Origin of the sequence: Variovorax paradoxus NBRC 15149, assembly GCF_001591365.1 — a bacterium.
GTDB lineage: Bacteria > Pseudomonadota > Gammaproteobacteria > Burkholderiales > Burkholderiaceae_C > Variovorax > Variovorax paradoxus.
The window spans coordinates 1-19,116 of the sequence record NZ_BCUT01000007.1; the positions used below are offsets into that span (position 1 = coordinate 1).

Below are 19,116 nucleotides of genomic sequence, written 5' to 3' on the forward strand. Positions count from 1 at the left end.
TTCAACGAATCAAGCAAAGGAAGCGCACGGCGCGCGCGGAAAGCATGTGGAGAATGGCGCCATGAGCTTTGAAGTGGACATCGGCTACAGCAGCCAGCGCGGACCGCGCGACGTGAACGAAGACTTCGCGGGCGCCGTGAACGCGCCGCCTGGCGACGAGTCGCGCGGGCTCATCGCGGCCATTGCCGATGGCGTGTCCACAGGCGGGCGCGGCCTGGAGGCGGCGCAGACCACCGTCATGGGCCTCCTGGCCGACTACTTCGCGACGCCCGACACGTGGGAGCCGACCGCCGCGCTCGACCGCCTGGTTGCCGCGCAGAACGCCTGGCTCGCCGACCACAACCGGCGGCGGCAGGGCAGCGCCACCGCGCTCACCACGCTGACGGCGCTGGTGCTGCACGGCCAGAGCTACACGCTCGCGCACGTGGGCGACACGCGCGCCTGGCGCGTGCGCGCCGGCGGCGAGCCGGCCATGCCGCTGACACAGGACCACGCCTTCGAGCATCCCGACATGCGCAGCCGCCTGACGCGCGCCATCGGCCTGGACGACCAGGTGCGCGTCGACTATGCGCAGGGCGACGTGCGCGTGGGCGACTGCTTCTTGCTCAGCACCGACGGCGTGCACGGCGTGCTCAAGCCGCAGCGCCTGGCCGCGCTCGCCCTGCAGGGCAGTGCCGAGGAGGCGAGCGAAGCGCTGGTGCAGGCGGCGCTGGACGCAGGCACGCGCGACAACGCGACCGCACTGGTCATCCGCGTCGTCGGCCTCGATGTGCGGCAGCTGGACGACGAGCTCGGCGACGGCCGCCGCCTGGCACCGCCGCCCTTCCTGAAGGTGGGCGACGCGCTCGACGGCTATGTCGTCACCGCGCTGGTGGCCGACACCGGCGTGCACCTGCTGTACCAGGCGCGCAATGCGGCCACGCGCGAACTGGTGGCGCTCAAGACGCTGCATCCCTCGCGCGCCAGCGACCCGCAGGAGCGCGCGATGCTCGCACACGAAGCCTGGCTGGGCCAACGCGTGGGCAACAGCGGATTCGTGCGCGTGCACGAACGCGCCGAGAACGCGAGCGCGCTCTACATCGTGTTCGACTGGCACGGCGGGCGCACGCTGGAGCAGATGCGCAAGTCCGGCGCGCGCGGCGCGGTGGCCGAGGTGGTTGCCGCGGCCATCGAAGTGACCAAGGCCCTGGGCCGGCTGCACCGCCACGGCGTGGTGCACCGCGACATCAAGCCCGGCAACCTGCACCTGGGCGACGACGGCCGCTGGCGCATCCTCGACCTGGGCGTGGCGCTGTCGGGCCGCGAAGGCGCGGCCCAGCGGGAGCTGCATGCCGGCACGCCGAGCTACATCAACCCCGAGCAGTGGGAGGGCGCCGAAGCCGACACCGCGAGCGACCTGTTCGCGCTCGGCGTCACGCTGTACCAGTGGCTCGGCGGCCATCTGCCCTATGGCGAGATCGAGCCCTACCAGGTGGCGCGCTACCGCCGCGATCCGGCCGCGCTCTCGCGCCTGCGGCCCGATGTGCCCGTGTGGCTCGACCATCTGGTGCGCAAGGCCGTCGCGCGCGATCCGCGCGAGCGCTTCGAAACCGCCGAGGAAATGCTGCTCGCACTGGAGCGCGGCGCTTCCCGCCCCGTGAGCGCGCCCGCCGCCACGCCGCTGATCCGCCGCGACCCGGCCGCGCTCTACAAGATCGCGCTGGCCGTGTCGCTGCTGTTCAACGCACTGCTCGTGGTGTGGCTGCTCTTCTTGCCACGTTGAGGGCGGGCGGAGGAAGGTCATGGCCGCGCCGTCTTCCTCGCCGGGGGCACGTACTTGGCGTCGGCCGTGTGGGGCGAGGTGCGCGCGCGGCCGCCTTTCTCCGCCCAGGTGCGCGTCCATCGGATCTGCATCACGCGCATGACGCCCAGCATCACGAGCGACAGCGCACCGAAGAACACAAAGCCCCAGACATAGCTGCCCAGGTACTGCTTCGACAGGCCCATGGCGTTGGGCACCAGCCCGCCGCCCAGTGCGCCGATCTCGCCGATCATCGAGCCGGCCACCGCGGTGCTCGTGGGCCAGCGCAGCGGCACCAGTTGGAACAGCGCGCCGTTGCCTGCGCCCAGCGCGGCAAAGCACAGGATCAGCAGCAGCGTGGTGAGCGCGAGCGAGCCCGACGAGATGCCCACCAGCACCAGCCCGACGGCCACCACCAGCAGCACCACGGTCAGCGTGTTGACGCCGCCCCAGCGGTCGGAGATCCAGCCGCCGACGATGCGCACCGCCGCGCCCATGAAGGCGGCCAGCATCGTGAGCTGCCCGGCCTGCACCTTGCTCACGCCGAACTGGTCGTAGTAGTAGGAAGGCAGGAAGGTGGTGAGCCCGATGAAGCCGCCGAAGGTCACGCCGTAGATCAGGCTGAACACCCAGCCGTCCTTCTCGAACAGGCAGGCAATGTGCGCGCGGAAGCTCGCATGGCTGTCGACATCGGGCGGCTCCTTGGCGAACACGATCATCACGATCATCGGCACGAGGATCGCGCCGGCCGCCACGCCGTACACCGCCTGCCAGCCCAGCCACTGCGCGAGCGGCGGCGCCACCAGCACCGACACCGCCGTGCCCACGTTGCCGGCGCCCACCAGGCCCATTGCCAAGCCCTTGTGCTGCGGCGGGAACCAGCCCGAGCCCAGCGACAGCGCCACGCCGAAGCTCGCGCCCGCAATGCCCAGCAGCACGCCCATGGCGAGCAGGTCGTTGAAGCTCTTCACGAAGAAGAAGCCGAACAGCATCGCCACGGCGATCAGGCCCATCTCGACCAACGTCGCGTTCTTGCGGCCGATGTACTGCGACAGGATGCCGAGCGGAAAGCGCATCAGCGCGCCCGCGATGATCGGCACCGACAGCATCAGGCCCTTCTGCGCGGGCGAGAGGTCGAAGGTCTCGCCGATGAAGGGCGCCATCGCGCCGTTGAGCACCCAGATGCAGCACGAGAACGAGAAGTACAGGAAGGACGCAAACAGCGTCGGCCCGTGGCCGGAATGCAGAAAGGTCTTGAAGCTGGACATGGCGTTCAATCGTGCGAAATGCCGCGGCGCGGCCTTGCAGGAGCCGTGTCGACGGACGGGGTTGGGGCGGGATGCCGGCGGCGGACGCTGCCGGCGTGGGGGTGCTTCCCGGCACGTGCAGTGCCAGGACGGATGCAGGAGCCTGCAGCCTCACCAAAGCGGTGCTTCGTTACACCGCACCCTGTTCCACGCAAGAGGCGTGCCTGCGAAAGCGCGCGGGCCTGGCCTATGCTTGCACTGCTCTGCATCACCTCGCCATGATTTCCCTTCTCGCCGTCCTGCCCAATGAATTCGCCGGCTCCGCGCCGTTGCCGGAGCTGCCGGAGCCGTTGCGGCTGGCGCTCGAGGGGGCGAATGCCACCGTGCTCGGAAGGGCCACCTGCCACACGCTGGTGCAGCAGGCGAGTGCGCTTGCACCGCAACAGGCCCTGGTCCATCTGCCGGAGCCGGCGGATCAGCTGCCGGCGCTGGTCGATGCATTGCAGGCCTGGGGTGGTGCGCCGCCTTGCGCGCTGAGCCTGGCGAGTGCGCCGCTGAGCGGAGAACAGCACGAGGCGCTGGCCGCGCTCGGCGTGCATGCATGGGCGCCCATCGATGCGCTGGACGCCGTGTCGCTCGCGGCACTGCTCGCCCGCGCGCAGGCCCGCTGGCAGCGCGAGGCCGCGCTGCGCACCGAGCTCGACGCGCTGCGCACGCGCATGGACGAGCGCAAGTGGGTCGATCGCGCCAAGGGCCTGCTGATGTCGGCGCGCGGCATCGGCGAAGACGAAGCCTTCGGCCTGCTGCGCGGCGCCGCGATGCATGCCAACCTTCGGCTGGGCGAGGTGTCGCGCTCGGTCATCGAGGCCGCGCAGTGGGCCGATGCGATCAACCGCGCCGGGCAGCTGCGCATGCTCTCGCAGCGGCTGGTGCGCGTGGCGGCGCAGCTGCTGTCGGGCATCGACGTGCAGCGCGCACGGGTCCTGCGCACGCAGTCGACCGAGCGGGTGCAGCAGAACCTCGATCATCTGGGCACCCTCGAGCTGGGCGCGGCCGGCGTGCTCGCGCTGGGCGAAGTGCAGGCCGCCTGGAGCGCGCTCGCCACCTCGCTGGCCGCGCGTCCCGCGCAGCAGGGGCTGGCCGAGATCGATGCGCGCGGCGAGGCCTTGCTGTCGGCGGCCGAGGCCATGACCGAAGCGCTGGAGGCCTCGGGCGCGCGGCGTGCGCTGCGCATCGTCAACATCTGCGGTCGCCAGCGCATGCGCGCGCAGCGCCTCGCGAAGGATGCATTGCTCGCATCGATCATTGCGGCCGAGGCGTCGCGCGAGCGGCTGCTGCCGACCATGAACGAGTTCGAGGCCGCGCTGCTGGAGCTGGAGCGCGCGCCCCTCAGCTCACCCGAGATCCGCGCCGCGCTGGCGGCCGCGCGCGACGAATGGCTGCGCCTGGTCGGCGGCGTGCAGGCGCTGGACAGCCCCGAAGGCCGCGCGACGCTGGTGCGTTCGAGCGAAGCCCTGGTGGACACCTTCGAGCGCCTTACGGGTTGGTACGAGCACAGCCTGCAGGTCATCATGTCCTGACTCCGGTCGCGCCGCGCCCGTGGGATCAGGCTGCGACTTTCTCCACGTGCGCCTGGCGCGTGTAGAGGAAATCGATCACGGCCTTGCGGGCATGAACATAGGCCGGGTCTTCGGCCAGCTCGACGCGGTTGCGCGGACGCGCGATGTCGACCTTCAGCACCTCGCCGATGGTGGCGGCCGGGCCGTTGGTGAGCATCACGATGCGGTCGGAGAGCAGCACCGCCTCGTCGACGTCGTGCGTGACCATCACGACAGTGCTCTGCGTCTTCTGCACGATCGCGAGCAGCTCGTCCTGCAGCTTGGCGCGCGTGAGTGCGTCGAGGGCGCCGAAGGGCTCGTCCATCAGCAGCACCTTGGGTTCCATCGACAGCGCGCGCGCAATGCCCACGCGCTGCTTCATGCCGCCGGAGATTTCACCCGGGCGCTTCTGCGCAGCCGCCGAGAGGCCGACCATCGCAAGCGCCGCGTCGGTGCGCGCGCGCAGCTGCGCCTTGCCTTCGGTGGCCGCAAAGACGCGCTCGACGGCCAGGTACACGTTCTCGAAGCAGGTGAGCCAGGGCAGCAGCGAGTGGTTCTGAAAGACCACCGCGCGCTCGGGGCCGGGGCCCTTGATTTCCCTGTTCGCGCACAGCAGCACGCCCTGCGTCGGCGTGGTCAGGCCGGCGATGAGGTTCAGCAGCGTCGACTTGCCGCAGCCCGAGTGGCCGATCAGCGTGACGAACTCGCCCTTGGCCACGTTCAGGTTGACGCCCTGCAGCGCAAGGAAGCTGCCCTTGGCCGTCTTGAAGCGCTGCTCGACGTTGTGGATCTCGATGTACTTGGAATCATCATTCATGACTTCACCTCTTCGAACGTGAATGCAGTGGCGAGCTTGATGAGCGCGAACTCCAGCACCAGCCCGACGATGCCGATCACGAAGATCGCGATGATGATGTTGGCGACGTTGAGGTTGTTCCACTCGTCCCACACCCAGAAGCCGATGCCCACGCCCCCGGTCAGCATCTCGGCCGCGACGATCACGAGCCAGGCGGTGCCCACGGCCAGCCGCACGCCGGTCAGCATGTAGGGCAGCACGGCCGGGAACAGGATCTTCGTGAAGATCTTCCACTCCGACAGGTTCAGCACCTTGGCCACGTTCATGTAATCGCTCGGCACGCGCTGCACGCCAACCGCGGTGTTGATCACCATCGGCCAGATCGAGCAGATGAAGATGGTCCAGATGGCCGCCGGGTTGGCGCCCTTGAACACCAAGAGGCCGATCGGCAGCCAGGCGAGCGGCGACACCGGGCGCAGCAGGCTGATGAGCGGATTGAGCATGCGCGAAAGAAACTCGAAGCGCCCGATCGCAAAGCCCGCCGGAATGCCGACCGCCGCCGCCAGCCCGAAGCCCAGCGCCACGCGCTGCAGCGACGAGAGCACGTTCCAGCCCACCCCCTGGTCGTTCGGCCCCTTGCTGTAGAACGGGTCGCTGAACACCGTGAGCGCCTGCTGCCAGGTCGCGAGCGGCGACGGAAAGCCGGTGGTGCTCTTCATGGCCACCAGCTCCCAGATCAGCACCAGCAGGCCGAAGCCCGCGAGCGGCGGCAGCACGCGCATCCAGAAGGCGCGCAGGTCGAGGGGGGGGCGTTGCTTTTTGGGGTGAGGGGCCGCCTCGGCGCGGACCACACCCTCACCCCGACCCTCTCCCGCACGCGGGAGAGGGAGAGATGCGTCCATCGGCGAATGAAATACAGCGCTGACCATGATGTGTTCCTCCTCAGGCATGCAGCTTGAAAGACTCGGCGTACTTCTTCGGATCCTTGCCGTCCCACACGGTGCCGTCGAACAGCTTGCTGCTGCGCATCGTGTCCTTGGGCACCGGCGTCTGCGTGGCGGCGGCGGCCTGCTTGTAGATGTCGATGCGGTTGATCTCGGTGGCCACCTTCAGGTAGTCCGGATGCTCCTTGAGCAGGCCCCAGCGCTTGTGCTGCGTGAGGAACCACATGCCGTCCGACAGGTAGGGAAAGCTCACGGCGCCGCCGTTGTAGAACTTCATGTGGTTGGGGTCGTCCCAGCTCTTGCCCATGCCGTTGACGTAGCGCCCGAGGATGCGCTGGTTGATCGCATCCACGCTGGTGTTGACGTAGCTCTTGTCGGCGATGGTCTCGGCCATCTTGTTCTTGTTCTGCAGGCCGGTGTCGATCCATTTGCCGGCCTCGATGATGGCCGCGGTGACGGCGCGCGCGGTGTTGGGGTACTTCTTGACGAAGTCGCCCGTGGTGCCGAGCACCTTCTCGGGGTGGTCCTTCCAGATGTCCTGCGTCGTGATGGCCGTCACGCCGATGCCGTCCATGATCGCGCGCTGGCCCCAGGGCTCGCCCACGCAGTAGCCGTCCATGTTGCCCACGCGCATGTTGGCCACCATCTGCGGAGGCGGCACCGTGATGTTCTTGACGTCCTTGAACGGGTCGATGCCGGCCGATGCAAGCCAGTAGTAGAGCCACATCGCATGCGTGCCCGTGGGAAAGGTCTGTGCGAAGGTGTATTCGCGCTTTTCGCTCGCGATCAGCTTGGCGAGCGAGGCCGCGTCCACCGCGCCCTTGTCCGCGAGCTTCTTCGACAGCGTGATCGCCTGGCCGTTGTTGTTGAGGGTCATGAGCACGGCCATGTCCTTCTTGGGGCCGCTCAGGCCCAGGTGCATGCCGTAGACCAGGCCGTAGAGCACGTGCGCCATGTCCAGGTCGCCGTTGGAGAGCTTGTCGCGCACGCCGGCCCAGCTGGCTTCCTTGCTGGGCACGATCTTCACGCCGTACTTCTTGTCGATGCCCAGCACCGAGGCCATCACCACGCTGGCGCAATCGGTCAGCGGGATGAAGCCGATCTTCACTTCTTCCTTCTCGGGCTTGTCGGAGCCCTGGGCCCAGACGGCGGCGCGCAGCGCGGGATTGACTCCCACGGCGCCGATGGCGGCGGCTTGCAGTACGCGGCGGCGGCTGAGGCGGGTTTTCAGCGGGTCGGTCATGTGGCGGGCTCCGGTTGAAGAACAACAAACAAACAAAGGAAGGCAAAAAACAAAAAGGCGTCCCGCACCGCGCAGGGGCTGCTCGAAAACGAGCCCTTGCGGGATGGGGGACGCCTTTGTCCGATCGCGGTGGGCAACACCCGCCGTTGGGTGCCGCCTGCCTGGGACCCGAAGGTCCATGGACTACTTCAGCAAGCTGTGTGCCAGCTTTTGCGGCTGCCGGTTGCTATCGAATCGGCAGCAGGAGAGCGGTTGCCGGCGCATGCGCAAGGTCTGCCGGGCGGAAATCCGCAGGCATGCACGCTTGTTGTGCGCTGCACCAATCCGAACGCTTTTTGGGGCGGCGCTCAGCGCCGGGGCGCTGCATCGAGCGGCAGGTAGTCGGCCATGGCGAGCATCGACTCGGCCACGTCGACCAGGCGGCGCTTCTGGTTCATGGCCGTCTGCAGCAGCATCTTGTGCGCCTCGTTCTCGCTCATGCGGCGGTGCGCCATCAGCAGACCCTTGGCGCGCTCGACCAGCTTGCGCTCGTTGAGGGAAGCGCGCACGGTTTCGAGCTCGTCGCCCATGGCCTGCAGCCGGCGCGACTGCTCCTGGACCATGTCGAGCACTGAGCGCTCCAGGTGGCGGCCGTACTGCGCGGGCTCGGTGGCCCGGGTGTCGGCGTCGTCGAAGAACACCGCGCCCTCGGGCTCTGGCGCCAGGTTGCCGAGCACCTGCTGGTAGCGCTGCAGCTCGCTGCGTGCCTGCGCGGTCTTGCGGGCGCAGAGCTCGCGCAGGTCGGCGGCCAGCCGGTCCTCGACGGTCTTCATGGCGTCGATGCGGCGCGTGCACCAGTCGAACCAGGCCTGGCTCAGCCGGGGGTCGGGCGCAGCCGCCGAAGCCGCCTGCGCGGAGCTCACGCTCATGCGGCGCTGGCGCTCGATCTCGGCCATGACGGCCTCGGACTGGCTGTGGTGCCAGAGCGCCAGCACGCCGCTGCTCGAAAAGTCGGTGAAGACCTGGAAGCAGCGCTCCTGCAGTTCGATGAGGTGCAGCCATTGCTGGCGCTGCGCCTCGTCGCCGCGGCCCAACGCCAGCGAGGCGGCGCCGAAGGCACGCTCCTGGCCGGCAAATTCCTTGCCCTGCATGAAGTTGAACATCGCCACCAGCAGGCGCGAGATCTCGGGATCGGTGGCGCCGTCGGCCGCCTCGAATACCACCGCCAGCAACCCGGCAACGAGCTTCGCGAACGCGGCGGTGGCCTGCGCGGGCGTCAGCTCGAGCGCGCCGATGCGCCGGCGCAGGGCGGGCAGGCCGTCCAGCCCCGGAAGCACCCAGGCAATGCGGCTGAAGAGGCGGGCGCTGTTGCCGGCGGTGGCGCCGGGGTGCGCTTCGGTCTCGAGCTGGTCGAATCCGGCACGCACCTCCTGCTCGAGCGCCAGGCATTCGGCGATCTGCGGATCGCGCTGCTCGGCGAAGCGGCCGCCGCGCGAGGCGAGGAACACGTTGGACATGCCGCGCTCCCGCTGCAGCGCATGGACCAGCCGCGCGATCAGGCCGACCAGCTCGCTGGTGCGCGCGAGCTGGTCCAGCTCGTCGATTTCGCACTTTCTGGCGGCGATCAGAAAACTCAGTCCGGATTTCATGGTGGGGGAGGGGAAGCAAAGAGCTTGCTGCAACATCCGTGCCGCACGGGCATTCCTCGCCGCCTACACTCCCGGGCATGCTTCTCCTGGGAATCGAATCATCCTGCGACGAAACCGGCGTGGCGCTGGTGGAAACGCATGGCAGCGCGCTGCCGCAGCTGCGCTCGCATGCGCTGCACAGCCAGATCGCCATGCACCAGGCCTATGGCGGTGTGGTGCCCGAGCTGGCCAGCCGCGACCACATCCGCCGCGTGCTGCCGCTGACCGAAGCCGTGATGGCCGAGGCGGGCCGCTCGCTGGCCGAGATCGACGTGGTCGCCTACACGCGGGGGCCCGGCCTGGCCGGGGCCTTGCTGGTGGGCGCGGGCGTGGCCTGCGCGCTGGGCGCGGCGCTCGGCAAGCCGGTGCTCGGGGTGCATCACCTCGAAGGGCATCTGCTGTCGCCGTTCCTGAGTGCCGATCCGCCGGAATTTCCCTTTGTGGCGCTGCTCGTGTCGGGCGGCCATACCCAGCTGATGCGGGTCGACGGCGTGGGCCGCTACGAGCTCCTGGGCGAAACCATCGACGATGCGGCCGGCGAGGCCTTCGACAAGAGCGCCAAGCTCATGGGCCTGCCGTATCCGGGCGGCCCCTGGCTGGCCAAGCTGGCGGAGGCGGGCAACCCTGCGGCGTTCAAGCTGCCGCGGCCGCTGCTGCACAGCGGCGACCTCGATTTTTCATTCGCCGGCCTGAAGACGGCCGTGCTGACGCAGGCCAAGAAGCTCGGCGCCGAGCTCGAAGCGAACAAGGCCGACCTGGCCGCGTCCACGCAAGCGGCCATCGTCGAGGTGCTGCTGAAGAAATCGCTGGCAGCGCTCGGGCAGACGGGCCTCAAGCGGCTGGTCGTGGCCGGCGGGGTGGGCGCGAACCGGAGCCTGCGGGAACAGTTGAATGCCGCCTGCGCCAAGCGCGGCGTGCGCGTGCACTATCCGGAACTGCACCTGTGCACCGACAACGGCGCGATGATTGCCATGGCGGCCGCCATGCGGCTGCAGTCGGGTTTGGCAGAGGCGAGCGAGCGCTATGCCTTCGACGTCAAGCCGCGATGGCCCATGGCTTCGCTGATGGCGTCATCCGCGGCGCCGGTGGCCGCGTAGCCGACGACCCGCGCGAGCGGCCGAGCGATGGCAGCGGCAGCACATCGAGCACATTGCGCCAGAGCTGGCGCCATTGCGGCCAGTCGTGGCCGCCCTCGGTGGTGAAGACGCGGCCTTCGGGCAGGGCGTCCGCCAGCAGCTTGTGGTTGCTGGCAAAGCGGTCGCTGAGGCCGAAGCCAAGGTAGAGCTGGGGCAGGCTTTGGGATTTCTGCGGCTCCAGGTACTGCTGGAACCAGGGCCACAGCTTGCGGTCGACTTCCTCGTCGGGCAGGGGGCCGGCCGGCGCCTGCCAGGTGCGCAGGCCGCCGGCCTTGAGGATCTCGGCACCCAGCACGCGGCGCCCCAGGTAGGGCGCCAGCGCGACGATGCCGTCGACCGAGCCCGGCCGCGACAGCTCATGGATCAGCGCGCCAAAGCCGCCAATGGAGATCCCGACCAGCCAGATCGACTTGTAGCCCTTGGCGCGCTGCGGCTCGATGACGTCCGCATGCAGCCGCTCGCTGAGCGTCTGGTCGTAGTAGTAGGAAACATCGGCATCCACCAGCAGCGAGTCGGCCGCCAGATGGCGCTCGCGCACGGCGCTGATGAAGCCCTCGCGCTCGAACTCGTCAGGTTTCAGGTAGGCGCCCGGAAGGAAGACCAGGAGCGTATCGGACCGTTCATCGTCTTTGGCTGACTTGAGGTGCGTGATCATGGCGTGCCTTGAGGGGCACCCGAATCCGCACCGTCATGGATTCGGTGCGTCTGTCGAAACGCCCACGAAGAAAGGAAAATGTGAAAACGTCACATGATGTGACGTTATTCGCTGTCGTATTGTGATTAGGGAGCGTCTTCAAAGTCAAAAACAATAGATAACGACACTTTCCTCTTGTGGGCTTTGCAGGCTCAGTTGATCGGCAGCTGCGAAACCTGGCTGACCGGCACCCGCTTGCCCAGCTTCAGCGTGAGCACGCCGTTCTCGAGCTTGGCTTCGCTCGAGGACACGTCGATGTCCAGCGGCAATTCGTAGGCTGCCTTGAACTGGCGCTTGGCTTCTGCCTTGCTGTCGATGCGGACCACGGCGCCTTCGATGCCGATGGCGAGGTCTTCGCGCGAGAGGCCCGGCACGTCGACGGAAAGCGTCCAGCTCTTGTCGTCCTGCTCGACGAGCGGCGAGGTGCGCGTGCCGGCAAAGGCCTCGTTGACGAAGCGCTCGAAGGCGCGGTCGTACGAACGGGGTGCAAAGCGGGCGGTGCGAAGGGTGGGTGCGAAAAACATGTGAGAACTCCTGAATGAACACAATGGGGACAAGAAATGTGTGTCCCTTACACTGCGCGGCCATTCAATCTGAGTGCCGCTTGACACCTCATCTAGGCACAGCCGCACTCGTTTCAAGACAATGAATCCTCCCTTTATTTGGCGTCGCAAGGCCTTGAAATTTGCGGCGCTGGCGCTATGCGCGGCGCCCTTCGCAGCGCAGGCGCAGGCAGCGCCCGCGCCGATCCGCCTCGCGCTGATCGAAAGCATGAGCGGGCCGTTCGCCAACACCGGCGAGGCGGTGTTCCGCAACCTGCTGTGGGCCGTGGAGCGCGTGAATGCGCGCGGCGGCATCAAGCTGCCCGGCGGCGCACGGCCGCTGCAGCTCGACCGCTACGACAGCAAGGGGCAGAACGAAGAAGCGCTGTCGGCGCTGCGCGCGGCCATCGACGACGGCGCGCGCATCGTGCTGCAGGGCAACTCGTCGGCCACCGCCGCGGCGCTGGTCGATGCCATCGAGAAGAACAACGAGCGCGACCCCGCGCGGCGCGTGATCTTCCTCAACTACGCGGCGGTCGATCCGGCGCTGACCAACGAGCGCTGCAGCTTCTGGCACTTCCGCTTCGACGCGCACGCCGACATGCGCGTGGCCGCGCTCATGCAAGTGGTGAAGGACGATGCGGCCATCAAGCGCGCCTACCTGATCGGGCAGGACTACAGCTTCGGCCAGGCAGTGCTGCGCGAATCGAAGCGCCAGCTCGGCCTGCAGCGGCCCGACATCGAGATCGTCGGGGAAGAGCTCCATCCGATGGGCAAGGTGAAGGACTTCGCGCCCTATGCCAGCAAGATCATCGCGAGCGGCGCGCAGGCCGTGTTCACCGGCAACTGGGGCAACGACCTCACGCTGCTCGTGAAGGCCGCACGCGAGGCCGGCTTCAACGGCAGCTTCTATACCTTCTACGGCAACGCACTCGGCGCGCCGGCAGCCATCGGCGACGCCGGCATCGGCCGCGTGATCGCGGTGGCCGACTGGCTGCCCAACGTGCAGAGCGCGCAGTCCGAGGCCTTCTACCGCGCCTTCCGCACGCGCTTTCCCAAGCCTGCCGACGACTACGTGCACATGCGCATGCAATTGCTCATCGAGTCGCTCGCGCAAGCGGTTGCACGCGCGGGCAGTGTCGACGCGGTGGCCGTGGCGCGCGCGCTCGAGCAGGCCGACGTGAGCCTCTACGGACAGCGCGGCCGCATGCGCGCGGCGGACCACCAGTTCCAGCAGCAGCTGGTGGTCGGCGTGATGGACAAGCAGGGCAGCCCGGGCGTGCAGTTCGATGTCGAGGGGTCGGGCTACGGCTTTCGCGTGGTCAAGACCATCGCCCCCGAACGCGCCGAACTGCCGACCACCTGCAAGATGAAACGAATCTAGGAAACAAAAGACATGCGTGAAGCCATCCACAACCTCGAAGCCTCCAAGATCCGCGAGGTTGCCAATGCCGGACTCGGCCGCGACGACGTGCTCGCCTTCTGGTTTGGCGAAAGCGACGAGGTCACGCCCGAGGTGATCCGCCAGGCCGCCATCGACTCGCTGCAGCGCGGCGAGACCTTCTATGCGCACAACCTCGGCCTGCCCGAATTGCGCGAGGCCATCGCGCGCTACACCAGCGCGCTGCATCCCGCGGTCGATGCGTCGCGCATCGCGGTCACGTCCGGCGGCGTCAGCGCGCTGATGCTCGCGGTCCAGGCGCTGGTCGATGCGGGCGACGAAGTGGTCGCGGTCACGCCGGTGTGGCCCAACCTCACGGCGCAGCCCGCGATCCTCGGCGCCCAGGTGCGCACGGTGCCGCTGGTGCCCGCCGATGGCCAATGGACGCTCGACCTGGCCGCGCTGCGCAAGGCCGTCACGCCAAAGACCAGGCTGCTGATCGTCAACGCGCCCAACAATCCGACCGGCTGGACCATGACGCGCGAAGAGCAGCAGGCCGTGCTCGACCACTGCCGCGAGACCGGCACCTGGATCCTGGCCGACGAGGTGTACGAGCGGCTGTACTTCGAGCCCACCCTGAACGGCTGCGCGCCGAGCTTCCTCGACATTTCCAGGCCCGACGACCGGCTGGTGGTGACGCACAGCTTCTCCAAGAGCTTCCTCATGACCGGCTGGCGCCTCGGCTGGCTCGTGCTTCCGCCCGCGCTGGTCGACGGCATCGGCAAGCTGATCGAGTTCAACACCTCCTGCGCCAGCGTCTTCACCCAGCGCGCCGCCGTTGCCGCCATCGAGCACACCGCGGAGATCACACCCCGCGTGGTGGCCCACCTGAAGCAGTGCCGCGACACCCTGGTGCCCCTGCTGGCCGCGCTGCCCGGCGGGCAGGTAGCCCCCGCCAAGGGCGGCATGTACGCCTTCTTTCGCCTCGAAGGCTTCGGCGACTCCCTCGACCTCGCCAAGCGCCTGGTCGTCGAAGCCGGCCTCGGCCTGGCCCCCGGCAATGCCTTCGCCCCCGAAGCCCAGGGCTGGCTGCGCTGGTGCTTCGCCTCCAAGGACCCGCAGCGGCTGGTCCAAGGTGTGGAGCGCCTCAAAACCTGGCTATCCAAACAGTAGAAGGGCACCAGGGGGGGGCGAGGCCGCAGGCGAGCCGCCCGTTCCAGAGATGCCGCGGAACCGGCTCCGCCGGGCCGCAGGCATCGCCCCCGGTAGGGGGAGGGAGGAGCGACACGAAGTGCGCGGAGCCTGGGGGCGAGCTATAATGAATGGCTTTGCATGCCGCAAGGCGCACGGTGAGGGCAGTTCCAGCGCTCACCGCAAGTCAAACATCCCGGAACAAGGAAATCAACATGATCGCAGCCTCCATCAAGGCCGAAGTCGTCAAGGACAACGCCCGCGCCGCCAACGACACTGGCAGCCCCGAAGTGCAAGTCGCACTGCTGACCGCCCGTATCAACGAGCTCACCCCCCACTTCAAGACGCACGCCAAGGACCACCACGGCCGTCGCGGCCTGCTGCGCATGGTGAGCCGCCGCCGCAAGCTCCTGGACTACCTCAAGTCCAAGGATGCCGACCGCTACACCGCGCTGATCGCCAAGCTGGGTCTGCGCAAGTAAATCGAATCGCATGAAAAAACGCCTGGGTTAGTCCGCTAGCTCAGGCGTTTTTTACTTCGCGATCCACTTTCGGAGTGCCAAAACAGAGCGAAGCTGTGTCATTCCAATGAAGTTCCCGCCGAGCTTCGCTGGAATGGCATCGTGTTCTGAGAAGCCTCCGTCCCTGCGGAACCTGCGCCCAATGCAGGTCATCCGCTCTCAAAACAGGAGCAAAACATGAGCCTCTTCAATAAAGTCACCAAGTCCTTCCAATGGGGCGACAAGACCGTCGTCATGGAAACCGGTGAAATCGCCCGCCAGGCCAGCGGCGCCGTGGTGGTCGACATCGACGGCACCGTGATCCTCGCGACCGTGGTCGCCTCCAAGACCGCCAAGCCGGGCCAGGACTTCTTCCCGCTGACCGTCGACTACATCGAGAAGACCTACGCCGCGGGCAAGATCCCCGGCAGCTTCTTCAAGCGCGAAGCCAAGCCCAGCGAACACGAAACCCTGACCAGCCGCCTGATCGACCGTCCGATCCGCCCGCTGTTCCCCGAGGGCTTCCTGAACGAAGTGCACGTGGTCATCCACACGCTGTCGCTCAACCCCGAAGTCGACGCCGACATCGCCGCCATGATCGGCGTGAGCGCCGCGCTGTCGATCTCCGGCATTCCGTTCAGCGGCCCGATCGGTGCTGCCCGCGTGGGCTACATCAACGGCCAGTACGTGCTGAATCCGGGCCAGACCGCCCGCAAGGATTCGCAGATGGACCTCGTGGTGGCCGGCACCGAAGCCGCCGTGCTGATGGTCGAGTCCGAAGCACGGCAACTCAGCGAAGAAATCATGCTGGGCGGCGTGGTGTTCGGCCATGAACAGGCCAACATCGCGATCAATGCGATCCATGAACTCGTGCGCGACGCCGGCAAGCCGGTGTGGGACTGGCAAGCGCCGGCCGAAGACGAAGCCTTCGTTGCCAAGGTCAAGAGCCTGGCCGAGGAAAAGCTGCGCGCCGTCTACCAGATCCGCAGCAAGCAAGCCCGCACGCAAGCCCTGCGCGAAGCCAATGCCAGCGTGATGAACACGCTGAAGGAAAGCGGCGAGCCCTTCGACGCCGGCAAGGTCAACGACCTGCTGTTCGCTATCGAATCGAAGATTGTCCGCAGCCAGATCCTGTCGGGCGAACCGCGCATCGACGGCCGCGACACGCGCACCGTGCGCCCCATCGAGATCCGCAACTCCGTGCTGCCGCGCACCCACGGCTCGGCGCTGTTCACGCGCGGCGAGACGCAGGGCCTGGTCGTCACCACGCTCGGCACCGAACGCGACGCGCAGCGCATCGACGCGCTGGCCGGCGAGTACGAAGACCGCTTCCTGTTCCACTACAACATGCCTCCCTTTGCCACCGGCGAAGTGGGCCGCATGGGCTCGACCAAGCGCCGCGAAATCGGCCACGGCCGCCTGGCCAAGCGCGCGCTCGTCGCCGTGCTGCCGACCAAGGAAGAGTTCCCCTATACCATCCGCGTGGTGTCTGAAATCACCGAATCCAACGGCTCCTCGTCGATGGCCTCGGTGTGCGGCGGCTGCCTCTCGATGATGGACGCCGGCGTGCCGATGAAGGCCCACGTGGCCGGCATCGCCATGGGCCTCATCAAGGAAGACAACCGCTTTGCGGTGCTGACCGACATCCTGGGCGACGAAGATCACCTGGGCGACATGGACTTCAAGGTGGCCGGCACGACCAACGGCATCACCGCACTGCAGATGGACATCAAGATCCAGGGCATCACCAAGGAAATCATGCAGGTCGCACTGGCCCAGGCCAAGGAAGCGCGCATGCACATCCTCGGCAAGATGCAGGAAGCCATGGGCGAGGCCAAGACCGAGGTGTCGCAGTTCGCACCGCGCCTGACCACGCTGAAGATCAACCCCGAGAAGATCCGCGACGTGATCGGCAAGGGTGGCGCGGTCATCCGCGGCCTGCAGGAAGAAACCGGCACGACGATCAACATCGACGAAGACGGCACCATCACCATCGCCTCGACCGACCCTGAAAAGGCCGAGTTCGCCAAGAAGCGCATCGAGCAGATCACGGCCGAAGTCGAAATCGGCAAGGTCTACGAAGGCCCGGTCACCAAGATCCTGGACTTCGGCGCGCTCATCAACCTGCTGCCCGGCAAGGACGGCCTGCTGCACATCAGCCAGATCGCGCACGAGCGCGTCGAGAAGGTGACCGACTACCTGAGCGAAGGCCAGATCGTCAAGGTCAAGGTGCTCGAGACCGACGAAAAGGGCCGCGTCAAGCTGTCCATGAAGGCCCTGACCGAGCGTCCGGCCGGTATGGAATACAGCGAGCGTCCGCCGCGCGAAGACCGTGGCGACCGCGGTGACCGTGGCGGCGAGCGCCGCGAGCGTTCGGACCGCGGCGACCGTGGTGGCGATCGCGGCGAACGCGCTCCGCGTTTCAACAGCGAGCAGCAACAGCAGCCGCGCAGCAACGAGCAGCAGCCGGCACCCGTCGGCGAGCAGCCGTACGCACCGCGCGATTCGCAAGAGTAAGAAGGCAGGGCGCGGCGGCAGACATGCCGCTGCCGTCCCGCTTTCCAGTATTCGCTAACTACGCCCGGAAACGGGCGTTGCAGGCCAAAGACCATGAAAGCCATTGAAATCACTTCGTACGGCGCCCCCGAGGTGCTGCGCGCCGTGGAGCGCCCCGATCCGGTGGCCGGCGTGGGCGAACTGCTGATCCGCGTCGCGGCCAGCGGCGTGAACCGTCCGGACGTGCTGCAGCGCAAGGGGCACTACCCGGTTCCGCCGGGCGCCTCCGACCTGCCGGGCCTCGAAGTGGCCGGCGAGATCGTGTCGGGCGACGCCGCGGCCCTGGCCGAGGCGGGGTTCAAGGTCGGCGACCGCGTCTGCGCGCTGATCGCGGGCGGAGGCTATGCCCAGCTGTGCGTGGCGCCCGTGGCGCAATGCCTGCCGGTGCCCAAGGGCTGGAGCGACATCGAGGCCGCCTCGCTGCCCGAGACCTTCTTCACCGTCTGGAGCAACGTGTTCGAGCGCGGCCGCCTGCAAAAGGGCGAGACCCTGCTGATCCAGGGCGGAACCAGCGGCATCGGCGTGACGGCCATCCAGATCGCCAAGGCGCTGGGTGCCACCGTGATCGCCACGGCCGGCAGCGACGACAAGTGCGAGGCCTGCAAAAAGCTGGGCGCCGACCACGCCATCAACTACCGCACGAGCGACTTCGCCGAAGAAGCGAAGAAGCTCACCGGCGGCAAGGGCGTGGACGTGGTCCTGGACATGGTCGCGGGCGACTACGTGGCGCGCGAGATCGAATGCATGGCCGAAGACGGCCGGCTCGTGATCATCGCGGTGCAGGGCGGCGTCAAGAGCGACTTCAATGCGGGCCTGGTGCTGCGCAAGCGGCTGGTGATTACCGGCTCCACACTGCGTCCGCGGCCGGTGGCCTTCAAGGGGGCCATTGCCAAGGCGCTGCGCGAGAAGGTCTGGCCGCTGCTCGAAAGCGGCGCGGTCAAGCCGGTGATCCACAGCACCTTTGCGGCCGATGGCGAACCCAGCGGGGCAGCGCAGGCGCATGCGCTGATGGAATCCAACCAGCACATCGGCAAGATCGTGCTGACATGGTGACGGACAACAACACGATGACCACGAAAAAGAAGCTGATCGCGGGCAACTGGAAGATGAACGGCAGCCTGGCTGCCAACGAGGCGCTGGTGAAGGCCCTGCAGCAGGGCCTGGCCGCGGCGCCGGCCAACTGCGGCATCGCGCTTTGCGCGCCGGCCCCGTATTTCGCGCAGCTGCAATCGCTGCTGGCGGGCTCCTCGGCCATGGCGCTGGGGGCACAGGACATCTCGGCGCATCCGCAGGGTGCGTTCACGGGCGAGCATTCGGCCGTCATGCTGAAGGATTTCGGCGTGCGCTATGCCATCGTCGGCCATTCGGAGCGCCGCCAATACCATGGCGAGACCGATGAGGCGGTGGCGGCCAAGGCGGCGGCTGCGCTCGCGAACGGCATCACGCCGATCGTCTGCGTGGGCGAAACGCTGGCCGAGCGCGAAGCAGGGCGTACCGAAGAAGTCGTCAAGCGCCAGCTGGCCGCGGTGATCCACGTCAATGGCCATTGCATCAGCGAGATCGTCGTGGCCTACGAGCCGGTCTGGGCCATCGGCACCGGCAAGACGGCCACGCCGGAACAGGCGCAGGCGGTGCATGCCGTGCTGCGCGCACAGCTGCACCATGCCGCGAGCGAGCACGCCGCCGGCATCTGCATTCTTTATGGCGGCAGCATGAACGCGGCCAACGCCGCGCAGCTCCTGGCGCAGCCCGACATCGACGGCGGCCTGATCGGCGGCGCGTCGCTCAAGGCCCCCGACTTTTTGCAGATCATTTCCGCCGCTTCCCGCTGAACGCGGGCA

General features: G+C 67.7%; 16 protein-coding genes. 9 read left to right on the forward strand and 7 right to left on the reverse strand.

The window, feature by feature from the left end:
• Positions 1-61 precede the first annotated feature (61 nt).
• Positions 62-1,762 carry a bifunctional protein-serine/threonine kinase/phosphatase gene (locus VPA02S_RS25625; protein WP_062366833.1) on the forward strand — a complete coding sequence of 567 codons (1,701 nt, stop codon included), beginning with the start codon at positions 62-64 and terminating at the stop codon, positions 1,760-1,762.
• Between the two features lie 17 nt (positions 1,763-1,779).
• Here the strand turns inward: VPA02S_RS25625 and VPA02S_RS25630 are convergent, their stop codons facing one another.
• Positions 1,780-3,048 (reverse strand): MFS transporter, encoded by a 1,269-nt coding sequence (locus VPA02S_RS25630; RefSeq protein WP_062366425.1) that lies wholly within the window; start codon positions 3,046-3,048, stop codon positions 1,780-1,782.
• Positions 3,049-3,305: 257 nt separating this feature from the next.
• On the opposite strand from VPA02S_RS25630, the gene VPA02S_RS25635 reads away from it, so the two are divergent.
• Complete coding sequence (locus VPA02S_RS25635) at positions 3,306-4,607, forward strand: ANTAR domain-containing protein (RefSeq protein WP_062366426.1); 1,302 nt, start codon at positions 3,306-3,308, stop codon at positions 4,605-4,607.
• Between the two features lie 25 nt (positions 4,608-4,632).
• Here VPA02S_RS25635 and VPA02S_RS25640 read toward each other — a convergent pair whose 3' ends face one another.
• The 4 genes from VPA02S_RS25640 to VPA02S_RS25655 all read right to left on the reverse strand — a co-directional run bounded on the left by VPA02S_RS25640 (position 4,633) and on the right by VPA02S_RS25655 (position 9,236).
• Positions 4,633-5,442 carry an ABC transporter ATP-binding protein gene (locus tag VPA02S_RS25640; protein WP_012748620.1) on the reverse strand — a complete coding sequence of 270 codons (810 nt, stop codon included), beginning with the start codon at positions 5,440-5,442 and terminating at the stop codon, positions 4,633-4,635.
• Positions 5,439-6,350 carry a nitrate ABC transporter permease gene (gene ntrB, locus VPA02S_RS25645; protein WP_081247633.1) on the reverse strand — a complete coding sequence of 304 codons (912 nt, stop codon included), beginning with the start codon at positions 6,348-6,350 and terminating at the stop codon, positions 5,439-5,441. The genes VPA02S_RS25640 and ntrB overlap by 4 nt, the downstream gene beginning before the upstream one ends.
• A 13-nt stretch (positions 6,351-6,363) precedes the next feature.
• Positions 6,364-7,608 carry a CmpA/NrtA family ABC transporter substrate-binding protein gene (locus VPA02S_RS25650; protein ID WP_012748618.1) on the reverse strand — a complete coding sequence of 415 codons (1,245 nt, stop codon included), beginning with the start codon at positions 7,606-7,608 and terminating at the stop codon, positions 6,364-6,366.
• A 347-nt stretch (positions 7,609-7,955) separates the two neighbouring features.
• On the reverse strand, positions 7,956-9,236 hold the full coding sequence (locus VPA02S_RS25655) for a nitrate regulatory protein (protein WP_062366428.1): 1,281 nt from the start codon (positions 9,234-9,236) through the stop codon (positions 7,956-7,958).
• A gap of 77 nt (positions 9,237-9,313) precedes the next feature.
• Here VPA02S_RS25655 and tsaD point away from each other — a divergent pair, with 77 nt between their 5' ends.
• Positions 9,314-10,372, forward strand: coding sequence for a tRNA (adenosine(37)-N6)-threonylcarbamoyltransferase complex transferase subunit TsaD (tsaD, locus tag VPA02S_RS25660; RefSeq protein WP_012748616.1), 1,059 nt, complete (start codon positions 9,314-9,316; stop codon positions 10,370-10,372).
• Here the strand turns inward: tsaD and VPA02S_RS25665 are convergent.
• Both VPA02S_RS25665 and VPA02S_RS25670 read right to left on the reverse strand, forming a co-directional pair.
• Positions 10,311-11,066 carry an alpha/beta hydrolase-fold protein gene (locus tag VPA02S_RS25665; RefSeq protein ID WP_018905845.1) on the reverse strand — a complete coding sequence of 252 codons (756 nt, stop codon included), beginning with the start codon at positions 11,064-11,066 and terminating at the stop codon, positions 10,311-10,313. The two genes, tsaD and VPA02S_RS25665, sit on opposite strands and share 62 nt — an antisense overlap.
• A gap of 191 nt (positions 11,067-11,257) precedes the next feature.
• The gene (locus VPA02S_RS25670; protein WP_062366429.1) at positions 11,258-11,629 is read right to left on the reverse strand and encodes an Hsp20/alpha crystallin family protein; all 372 of its coding nucleotides are present in this window, start codon (positions 11,627-11,629) and stop codon (positions 11,258-11,260) included.
• A gap of 121 nt (positions 11,630-11,750) precedes the next feature.
• Between VPA02S_RS25670 and VPA02S_RS25675 the strand changes: the two genes are divergently transcribed.
• The 6 genes from VPA02S_RS25675 (at position 11,751) to tpiA (ending at position 19,107) form a co-directional block, all read left to right on the forward strand.
• The gene (locus tag VPA02S_RS25675) at positions 11,751-13,031 is read left to right on the forward strand and encodes a branched-chain amino acid ABC transporter substrate-binding protein (RefSeq protein ID WP_018905847.1); all 1,281 of its coding nucleotides are present in this window, start codon (positions 11,751-11,753) and stop codon (positions 13,029-13,031) included.
• Positions 13,032-13,043: 12 nt separating this feature from the next.
• Positions 13,044-14,201 carry a pyridoxal phosphate-dependent aminotransferase gene (locus VPA02S_RS25680; protein WP_062366430.1) on the forward strand — a complete coding sequence of 386 codons (1,158 nt, stop codon included), beginning with the start codon at positions 13,044-13,046 and terminating at the stop codon, positions 14,199-14,201.
• 233 nt (positions 14,202-14,434) lie between these two features.
• The gene (gene rpsO, locus VPA02S_RS25685; protein ID WP_007837783.1) at positions 14,435-14,701 is read left to right on the forward strand and encodes a 30S ribosomal protein S15; all 267 of its coding nucleotides are present in this window, start codon (positions 14,435-14,437) and stop codon (positions 14,699-14,701) included.
• 216 nt (positions 14,702-14,917) lie between these two features.
• Positions 14,918-17,236 (forward strand): polyribonucleotide nucleotidyltransferase, encoded by a 2,319-nt coding sequence (pnp, locus tag VPA02S_RS25690; protein WP_062366432.1) that lies wholly within the window; start codon positions 14,918-14,920, stop codon positions 17,234-17,236.
• Between the two features lie 93 nt (positions 17,237-17,329).
• Positions 17,330-18,328, forward strand: a complete 999-nt coding sequence (locus VPA02S_RS25695; protein ID WP_012748610.1) for an NAD(P)H-quinone oxidoreductase — start codon at positions 17,330-17,332, stop codon at positions 18,326-18,328.
• Positions 18,322-19,107 (forward strand): triose-phosphate isomerase, encoded by a 786-nt coding sequence (tpiA, locus tag VPA02S_RS25700; RefSeq protein ID WP_018905851.1) that lies wholly within the window; start codon positions 18,322-18,324, stop codon positions 19,105-19,107. The genes VPA02S_RS25695 and tpiA overlap by 7 nt, the downstream gene beginning before the upstream one ends.
• Positions 19,108-19,116 lie beyond the last annotated feature (9 nt).

What these genes read in the sequence shown, in the direction of transcription:
- ntrB (WP_081247633.1), bottom strand. Translation starts at nt 6,350, where the DNA reads ATGGTCAGCGCTGTATTTCATTCGCCGATGGACGCATCTCTCCCTCTC.
- VPA02S_RS25625 (WP_062366833.1), top strand. Translation starts at nt 62, where the DNA reads ATGAGCTTTGAAGTGGACATCGGCTACAGCAGCCAGCGCGGACCGCGC.
- VPA02S_RS25675 (WP_018905847.1), top strand. Translation starts at nt 11,751, where the DNA reads ATGAATCCTCCCTTTATTTGGCGTCGCAAGGCCTTGAAATTTGCGGCG.
- VPA02S_RS25655 (WP_062366428.1), bottom strand. Translation starts at nt 9,236, where the DNA reads ATGAAATCCGGACTGAGTTTTCTGATCGCCGCCAGAAAGTGCGAAATC.
- VPA02S_RS25630 (WP_062366425.1), bottom strand. Translation starts at nt 3,048, where the DNA reads ATGTCCAGCTTCAAGACCTTTCTGCATTCCGGCCACGGGCCGACGCTG.
- VPA02S_RS25695 (WP_012748610.1), top strand. Translation starts at nt 17,330, where the DNA reads ATGAAAGCCATTGAAATCACTTCGTACGGCGCCCCCGAGGTGCTGCGC.
- pnp (WP_062366432.1), top strand. Translation starts at nt 14,918, where the DNA reads ATGAGCCTCTTCAATAAAGTCACCAAGTCCTTCCAATGGGGCGACAAG.
- VPA02S_RS25635 (WP_062366426.1), top strand. Translation starts at nt 3,306, where the DNA reads ATGATTTCCCTTCTCGCCGTCCTGCCCAATGAATTCGCCGGCTCCGCG.
- VPA02S_RS25650 (WP_012748618.1), bottom strand. Translation starts at nt 7,608, where the DNA reads ATGACCGACCCGCTGAAAACCCGCCTCAGCCGCCGCCGCGTACTGCAA.
- tpiA (WP_018905851.1), top strand. Translation starts at nt 18,322, where the DNA reads ATGGTGACGGACAACAACACGATGACCACGAAAAAGAAGCTGATCGCG.
- VPA02S_RS25665 (WP_018905845.1), bottom strand. Translation starts at nt 11,066, where the DNA reads ATGATCACGCACCTCAAGTCAGCCAAAGACGATGAACGGTCCGATACG.
- rpsO (WP_007837783.1), top strand. Translation starts at nt 14,435, where the DNA reads ATGATCGCAGCCTCCATCAAGGCCGAAGTCGTCAAGGACAACGCCCGC.
- tsaD (WP_012748616.1), top strand. Translation starts at nt 9,314, where the DNA reads ATGCTTCTCCTGGGAATCGAATCATCCTGCGACGAAACCGGCGTGGCG.
- VPA02S_RS25640 (WP_012748620.1), bottom strand. Translation starts at nt 5,442, where the DNA reads ATGAATGATGATTCCAAGTACATCGAGATCCACAACGTCGAGCAGCGC.
- VPA02S_RS25680 (WP_062366430.1), top strand. Translation starts at nt 13,044, where the DNA reads ATGCGTGAAGCCATCCACAACCTCGAAGCCTCCAAGATCCGCGAGGTT.
- VPA02S_RS25670 (WP_062366429.1), bottom strand. Translation starts at nt 11,629, where the DNA reads ATGTTTTTCGCACCCACCCTTCGCACCGCCCGCTTTGCACCCCGTTCG.